This window comes from Paraburkholderia sp. 31.1, from assembly GCF_014397645.1.
GTDB classification, from domain to species: Bacteria; Pseudomonadota; Gammaproteobacteria; order Burkholderiales; family Burkholderiaceae; genus Paraburkholderia; species Paraburkholderia tuberum.
The window spans coordinates 1-873 of sequence record NZ_VZQN01000178.1 but is presented as its reverse complement, the minus strand read 5'-3'; the positions used below and the strand labels follow the sequence as shown (position 1 = coordinate 873).

Here is an 873-nt window from a genome sequence, read left to right as displayed (position 1 = left end):
CGTGCCGACGAAGCCCGACGCCGGCGTAATCGCCACCAGACCCGCGACCGCGCCTGACACGATACCGAGCACCGACGGCTTGCCCTTGGCTGCCCATTCGGCGAACATCCACGCGAGCGCCGCCGCGGCGGTCGCCACCTGCGTCGCGAACATCGCGAAGCCGGCACGGCCGTCCGCTGCCACGGCCGAACCCGCGTTGAAGCCGAACCAGCCGACCCACAGCATCGCGCCACCGATCAGCGTGAGCGTCAGGTTGTGCGGCGCCATCGCTTCCTTGCCATAGCCGACGCGCTTGCCGAGCACCAGACAGCAGACCAGACCCGCGATACCGGCGTTGATGTGCACCACCGTGCCGCCCGCGAAGTCGAGGATGCCCGCGCTAGCCAGCCAGCCGCTCGGCTCCCACACCATGTGCGCGATCGGCGAGTAGACGATGATCGACCACAGCGTCATGAACACCAGCATCGCCGAGAACTTCATGCGGTCCGCGAACGCACCGGTGATCAGCGCCGGCGTGATGATCGCGAAGGTCATCTGGTAGACGAAGTAGACCGTCTCGGGGATCGTCGGCGCGAGGTGGCTGACGGTCAGCGTCGTGGCCTTGTCGCCCTTGATGTAGTTCATGCCCGTCATGAACACGCGCGAGAAGCCGCCGATGAACGAGCTGCCAGGCGTGAACGCGAGGCTGTAGCCCACCACGGTCCAGACGATCGTCACGACACAGGTGATCGCGAAGCTTTGCATCAGCGTCGCGAGCACGTTCTTCTTGCGGACCATGCCGCCGTAGAACAGCGCGAGACCCGGGATCGTCATGAACAGCACGAGCGCGGTGGAGGTCAGCATCCACGCGGTGTCGCCGGAGTTGATCTTCGA

1 protein-coding gene is annotated in these 873 nt (G+C 65.9%); it reads right to left on the bottom strand.

The window, feature by feature from the left end; genetic code table 11:
- Positions 1 to 873 (bottom strand): ammonium transporter (locus tag F6X37_RS35870; protein WP_187614682.1); only part of this gene is annotated, 873 nt, incomplete at both ends.